Raw genomic sequence first — 7,392 nt, 5'->3', positions numbered from 1 at the left:
CAAGAAAACACTGTTTTAAATGAACTAAACCTCACTATCCCAGCAGGTAAAAAGGTTGCACTAGTTGGAGCAAGTGGCGGTGGAAAGTCGACATTAATCCAACTGTTAATCGGCGTTTATCGTGCAAAAAAAGGCGAGATTCGATTTAACGGAGAGAGCGTTGATGATATCGGATTTGAGATAATTAGAAATCAAATAGCAGTTGTATTACAACAACCTATACTCTTTAACGATAGCTTGAGGCATAATCTAACGCTTGGCGAAGACTATGATGAGTTATCATTATGGCGCGCTCTAGAAGTTGCTCAAATGCAAGATGTAATTTCTCAACTCAGCGACGGCTTAGAAACACAAGTCGGACGTAATGGTATTCGACTATCCGGTGGGCAACGTCAACGCCTAGCAATAGCACGAATGGTGTTGAGTAACCCTAAATTTGTTATTCTAGATGAAGCAACTTCTGCTCTAGACACGGCAACTGAAGCGGCATTACATAAAGCACTTGGCGAGTTTTTAAAAGATCGCACGACTTTGATTGTTGCTCATAGATTATCAGCAGTGAAACAAGCCGACCTCATTTACGTACTGGAAGATGGTCAGGTAACACAAACAGGGACTCATGGTGAATTGGTTGAACAAAAAGGACTGTATCAAACGCTGTATGGAAGCGTGCAATCTCACGCCTAATTTACGGTCACACCAGCCTGTTCTATTTGTCGAAAATGGGAGTATTCGAACTCCCTCTACGTACGTTCGTTTATTAAAAAACAGTTCTGTTTCACTTTCTATGGAGGTCGTATGACCTCCTTATCACAGCACCAATCAAGGGTTGATAATGTACGCCTGTGCCAAGGCTGCGAATTATCCGTAGACATTGTAGATGTTCCAAAAGGGAAAACTGCGTATTGCCCTCGCTGTGGAACTCAACTCTATCGTGGTGGAAGCCCTAGCCTTTCAGGTAATTTGGCCATCGCTGTAACCTGTCTATTGCTGTTCATACCCTCTCATTTATTTGACTTCATTAGCATTCGACTGATTGGTGTCATGATCCCTGCGACTCTTCCTTCTGGCATGCTGACGCTGATGGATGAAGGTTTCAACTTACTTGCTATCCTTATTCTATTTTGTAGCTCTATTGCACCGTTCCTTGTGTGCTCTTCTGTTCTAATCGCACACTTTGCGTTAGCTAAAAAGCTTTTTACCCCTTTCCGTTGGGCGCTTATATTAATTCAAGACTTAAAGCACTGGATGATGCTCGACGTATTCCTGGTCAGCATTGCTATTTCAGTCTTCAAATTGCAAGACTACTCTGACATTTTCGTTGGTCCAGGTTTAATCGGCTTACTGTTGCTGCAACTTTTTAGTGTATTACTTGTTAGCCGGATCAGTGTTCGCCGTTACTGGGAAGCCTGGAAAAAAGAAACTGAATTTGAAATCACAGCTAAAGAAGTACACTGCCAAAATTGCCACTTGTCTCAGCCAGAAGGTTCAAAATGCCTGCGCTGTCATAATGCCCTGCACCACCGTAAGCCAAACTCAATACAAAAAACCTGGGCCTATTTAATCGCGGCTACCGTTGCTGTTATTCCGGCAAACATTATTCCTATCTCAATTTTGATCACCAATGGTCAAAGGCTTGAAGACACCATTTTTTCCGGCGTCGCCTCTTTGGTTAATAGTGAAATGTATGGCATTGCTATTATTATTTTTGTCGCAAGTATAGTAGTCCCAGTAGCAAAAATTTTAGGGCTCGGGTATATCTTGCTCTGTATTCATTTCAAACGTTCGCTTTATCATAGACAGAGAATGACTATCTACTTCATTGTTAAGTGGGTAGGCAAATGGTCGGTTATGGATTTATTTGTTATCTCGATAATGATGACACTTGTAGACCGTGGACAAATATTAAACTTCACCCCAGGTTATGGCGCAGTTGCATTTGGTATGGTTGTAGTGCTTACCATGTTAGCCGCAGACAGTATCGACCCTAGATTGATTTGGGATAATTACAACTCGAAGGATGAGTCAGTAAATGAACGACAGTAACGCATCTCAGAAATCCTACACTCCAGATATCAAAAAGAATAAAGGTATCTCTCCGTTATGGATCCTGCCTATCCTCACTATGCTACTTGCTGGCTGGCTAGTCGTGAAATCGATCCATGATTCCGGTCAAAGGGTTCAGATTTACTTCTCTGACGCAGCTGGATTGGTGGCTGGGCGAACGACTATTCGCTATCAAGGGCTTGAAGTCGGCATGGTAAGGGACATTACGCTATCTAAAGATTTATCTAACATCTATGTGGATGCTGATATTTACCCAGAAGCAGCGAAATTGCTGAAAGAAGGTGCGCGTTTTTGGCTAGTAAAACCAACAGCAAGTCTTTCGGGGATCTCAGGCCTAGACGCATTAGTGTCTGGTAACTATATTGCGATTCAACCAAGCACGACTGATGGCGATATTGAAACCGTTTTCCACGCTCTCGATAAAGCACCTGCAGACTTACACGCTTCAAAGGGTCTCAACATCATGCTTGATGCTAAGGACCTTGGTGGTATTTCTATTGGTTCTCAAATCATCTATAAGAAAATCCCAATCGGCGAAGTTTACAACTACCAGTTAAAAGAAGATGCCAAATCCATAACGATTCAAGCTTCTATACAAGAAGAATACAAACATATTATTACCGACCAAAGTCGTTTTTGGAATGTTAGTGGGTTGGGTGCGAGTATTGGTTTTTCGGGTGTCGATATAAGACTAGAAAGCTTAAGCGCCCTACTCGGTGGATCGATAGCGGTAGATTCCCCTGACGGCGGTGAACCTGTTAACAAAAACTCTCGCTTCAAACTGTACCCTGACCTAAAAACGGCAGGTCGTGGTATTCCAGTTAAAATATCAGTACCTGACGATAATAAGATCAGCTCAACGGGTGCGCCAATTATGTTCCGTGGTCTTGAAATAGGACAGATCACCGACCTATCTTTAAGCGAAGGGCGTAATAACATTATTGCTTATGCTGCTATTCAGCCAGCCTTTAGCGACCTGCTCAACACAGGCAGTAAGTTCATATTAGAAGAGGCGAAAGTATCTTTAACCGAAGTAGAAAACATCGGTAACCTCATCACCGGTAACTTCTTAACTCTAGTACCTGGTGAAGGTACGAAAGCTCGCCGTTTCACGGCTATTCGTAAACATGAATACAACCAAGAACAAGAAAAGTCKATTGCAATTAAACTTGTTTCTAACAATTCCTTTGGTTTAGAAGTTGGTACAAACCTTCTATATAAAGGTATTTCTATTGGTTCTATCATCGATGTTGGCTTAATCGAAGGCGTTGGTAAAAAAGCTAACACCAATGAAGTTTACATGGATGCCTTAGTCGATAATAAATACGCTCATTTGATTAAAAGTAAGAACCGATTTTTCGTGACAGGAAGTGCAACAGCCGAACTGACAGAATCAGGTCTAAGTGTGACTGTTCCACCAGCAAAACAGCTCTTAACCGGTTCAATTAGCTTTGTTAGTGAAGGCGCATCGCAAGCCAGTGATGAATACCAATTGTTTCAAAGTCAGTCTTTAGCTGAACTCGCAAAATACAATCAATACGGTTCAGAAACCATATCAATTTTCGCGTCAGAATTACCCTCTATTTCAAAGGGCAGCCCCCTTCTTTATCGTAATTTACAAGTTGGTAGCGTATCGGATTTTTATTTGACCGATGGTGGCGTAAAGATCAAAGCCACTATTGAGAATCGATACAAGCACCTAGTCACTAAGCAGACGGTATTCTGGAACCGTTCAGGCGTTGAAGTAGATGCCTCCCTTGCAGGGATTAGCATTAAGGCTGCCCCTGTAAAAACTCTAATTCAAGGTGGTATCGCATTCGATTCATTACCTGGTATAGATAACAAGATCGGCAAACAGTGGAAACTCTATAAAGACCATAAATCGGCAAGAAAATTTGGTCGCGCAGTAAGTATCGTAGCGACAGGCTCTCAAGAAGTGGCTAAAGGTATGCCAATTAAGTATCAAGGCGTCAAAATTGGTGAAGTGTCTCTGGTTGTGCCAAATTTCGATAAAGGTGGCGTTGAGATTTCTGCTCGAATCCTTCCTGAATATGTTGATGAAGTCGCCGTTAAAGGTAGCCACTTCTGGGTAGCCGAGCCGGAAATTGGACTAGGTGGTGTGAAGAACGTTTCAGCTCTACTCTCAAAATACATTAACGTACACCCAGGCAAAGGGGCCCCTCACTTTGCTTTTAACCTGCAAGAAGGACCAAGCAAGATAAAAGGTAAGCGTTTTACATTACAAAGTGAAACTCGCGGCTCAGTTGCAGTTGGTACTCCCATTCTTTATCGTGAAATTGAGGTTGGTACAGTTTCAGAGGTCAAACTTGGTGATTTCGCAGACCGCGTTATTTCGACCATTGAGATCTACCCTGAATATGCATACCTAATTCGAGCAAACAGTGTGTTTTGGAACGTATCCGGCGTGGATGTTTCTATTGGATTATCTGGTGCAAACATTAAGGCCGGAACGTTAGAAAGCCTTCTTAGAGGCGGTATCACCTTCTCAACTCCAGAACAAAATACGTTAGAGCCTATCGCGAAAGAAAACCAATCTTTCTATTTATTTGCTTCGGCAGAAGAACAATGGAAAAAGTGGCGTACAGCGATACCAAAACCTTAGTCTATCTATTTAATTGTTAGAGTTAACTCACCTCTAACCTCCGACTAACGATAAATGCAGCCTTGTGCTGCATTTTTCTTGTTTAGACTCTTTGCATTTTCCTTTAGAATTCACCCTCTTTAATTGCTTCCAACACTCAGGTACTCCTTTTGCACGCTAATATTCATATCCCTGAAGAATTCCTTAAAAATATCGAAGAAACCATGCCTAACCACTTGGACATGGATTCCTTTATCGCAGCTTGTAAAAGACCTCTACGAAAAAGCATCCGCGTAAATACTCTTAAAATTACAGTTGAAAGGTTTTTTGAACGAGCAAAAGCTAAAGGTTGGGAGTTAGAGCCAGTACCTTGGTGTGAAACAGGCTTTTGGATCACAGCAGATGAAAGCGAAATTCCGTTAGGAAACACTGCAGAACACATGTCTGGGCTGTTCTATATCCAAGAAGCCAGCTCTATGATGCCAGTTTCTGCGTTATTCAAAGAAGATGACCAATTTAGCTCAGTCCTCGATACCGCGGCGGCGCCAGGTTCAAAAACCACACAGATCGCTGCGAAGATGGAAAACAAAGGTGTATTGGTAGCAAATGAATACGCCGCTAGCCGTGTAAAAGTACTCCACGCGAACATAGAACGTTGTGGTGTACGTAATACCGCTCTCAGTAACTTCGACGGCCGAGTATTCGGAGGTTGGCTTCCTGAACAGTTTGACGCTGTATTACTTGATGCTCCCTGCTCTGGTGAAGGGATCATCCGTAAAGACGCAGACGCAATGAAAAACTGGAGTCGAGAGTCTGTACTTGAGATAGCTGAAGCACAAAAAGACCTCATCGAGAGCGCTTTCCATGCACTAAAGCCCAATGGAACGTTGGTTTACTCTACCTGTACTTTGAACTTAGAAGAGAACCAGCAAGTTTGTCATCACCTTAAAAACACATYTGGTGACGCTGTTGAATTTGAGAGACTGGATGACCTATTCGAAAACGCWGGCGCTGCAATAACTGAAGATGGCTTTTTGCATATCTACCCACAAGTATTCGACTGTGAAGGCTTCTTTGTTGCTCGTATTCGTAAGCTTGCTTCCGTCACTCCTCCTGAAGTAAAGAAACGTATGGGTAAATTCCCTTTTGAAAAGGCGTCGAAGAAAATTCAGCAAGAAGTGAACGACCTATTAAGTTCAGCTTTAGATGTAAACTTACCTTCAGACTCAACTGTTTGGTTACGAGAAAAAGACGTATGGCTATTTCCAAACGCGCTTGAACCAATGATTGGCGAGTTAAGATTTTCACGCATGGGCATAAAAATCGCAGAAACACACAAAAAAGGTTACCGTTGGCAGCATCAAGTGGCGACAGCTTTAGCGACTGGCAATGAAAAGTGCTGTGTTGAACTTTCTATTGAAGATGCTAGAGAATGGTTTATGGGACGAGATGTACGCCCGCAACAAGATTCAGGCAAAGGCGAGGTATTAGTCAAATTCAATGGTGACGTTATTGGACTTGGGAAATGGGTTGGAAACAGAGTCAAAAATGGTTTGCCAAGAGAATTAGTCAAAGACAAAAACCTTTTCTAATCTTGGACATAACCTTCTATCGATGCGTAGCTCTTGAATAAGTCAATCAAGGGCTGGCTATGATGACCACCTGTACTACACTATACAAAAGCGCATTTCATTGAGCACACCGAAATTCTTGGTATACAGAGACAGTTAGTTCTAACCAAGACGGTTAATCAACTCGCTGGTGGACATGAGTACAAATAGCACAGTTTAGCGTAGGCTCGTTTGGAGCCATTTCCCCTAGGCCCAAAACTTCGAGTTTCGGGCCTTTTTTTGTTTGGAACAAGTTAGATTACTTGTACCAAACAAAGCTATTCGACGATACGAATACCTTCTTTCTCAATGATGATCTTACCTTGCTTGTACAAACCACCAATTGTCTTCTTGAAAGTACCTTTACTTGTACGGAATGCTGAGAAAATAACTTCAGGAGATGATTTATCATTCAGTGGTAAGTAACCGCCCTTTTTCTCAAGCAAGTCCATAACTTTAGTGCTTAGGTCATCCATTTTTGCAACGCCAATTTTCTGCAAAGACAGGTCAATTTTGCCATCTTCACGAACGTTCTTAATGAAACCTTTCAAAGTTTTACCAATGAACAGCTTACCAATCACTTCAGAAGGGAAAATCATTCCCCAGTGCTCACCATTAACAATAGCTTTGTAGCCCAGCTGACTACGCTCTGCAATAATCAGTTCTACTTGTTGGTTAGTGGTGTATTCCGCAGGAGTATTATCCAACCACTTATTGAATTTAGTTGTACCTACAATTCGATTTGATGCTTTGTCCGTATATACGTAAACCAGTACACTTTGACCWTCGTGTAGATTGCCGCGCTGCTCACTAAATGGAATCAGCAGATCTTTGCCTTTAACGCCCCAACTTGCGAATGCGCCAATGCTGTTTACGCCTTCGATTGTCATTAATCCCCACTCGCCTACTTTTGCGATTGGAGTTTCTGTTGTTGCTGCGATTTGATTATCAGAGTCGATATATAGGAAGACATCTAATACTTGACCAATTTCAGTCCCTTCCGGAGTAAATCTTTTTGGCAGCATGACGGTTCCGTAATCACCAGCATCAAGGAACACACCAAAATCTGCTTGTTTTACTACTTCTAAGCTGTTTATTTGACCAACATTAATC

5 protein-coding genes are annotated in these 7,392 nt (G+C 42.2%); 4 read left to right on the top strand and 1 reads right to left on the bottom strand.

All coding sequences use genetic code 11. The features are described from left to right. The 4 genes from L4C33_RS17760 to rsmF all read left to right on the top strand — a co-directional run. A partial coding sequence (locus L4C33_RS17760; protein ID WP_428813743.1) for an ABC transporter ATP-binding protein occupies nt 1-687 on the top strand: 687 nt, incomplete at its 5' end. Between the two features lie 111 nt (nt 688-798). After that, nucleotides 799-2,046, top strand: coding sequence for a PqiA/YebS family transporter subunit (locus L4C33_RS17755; protein WP_428813742.1), 1,248 nt, complete (start codon nt 799-801; stop codon nt 2,044-2,046). After that, nucleotides 2,033-4,690, top strand: coding sequence for an MlaD family protein (locus L4C33_RS17750; RefSeq protein ID WP_428813741.1), 2,658 nt, complete (start codon nt 2,033-2,035; stop codon nt 4,688-4,690). The genes L4C33_RS17755 and L4C33_RS17750 overlap by 14 nt, the downstream gene beginning before the upstream one ends. A 149-nt stretch (nt 4,691-4,839) precedes the next feature. Then, complete coding sequence (gene rsmF / locus L4C33_RS17745; RefSeq protein ID WP_428813740.1) at nt 4,840-6,261, top strand: 16S rRNA (cytosine(1407)-C(5))-methyltransferase RsmF; 1,422 nt, start codon at nt 4,840-4,842, stop codon at nt 6,259-6,261. A gap of 296 nt (nt 6,262-6,557) precedes the next feature. Here rsmF and L4C33_RS17740 read toward each other — a convergent pair whose 3' ends face one another. After that, a complete protein-coding gene (locus tag L4C33_RS17740) occupies nt 6,558-7,391 on the bottom strand; it encodes a CvfB family protein (RefSeq protein ID WP_428813739.1) in 834 nt (277 codons plus the stop codon). Between the last annotated feature and the right edge of the window lies 1 nt (nt 7,392).

Source organism: Vibrio makurazakiensis (assembly GCF_050337375.1).
Lineage (GTDB): Bacteria > Pseudomonadota > Gammaproteobacteria > Enterobacterales > Vibrionaceae > Vibrio > Vibrio makurazakiensis.
This window is presented reverse-complemented; position numbering and strand designations above follow the sequence as displayed.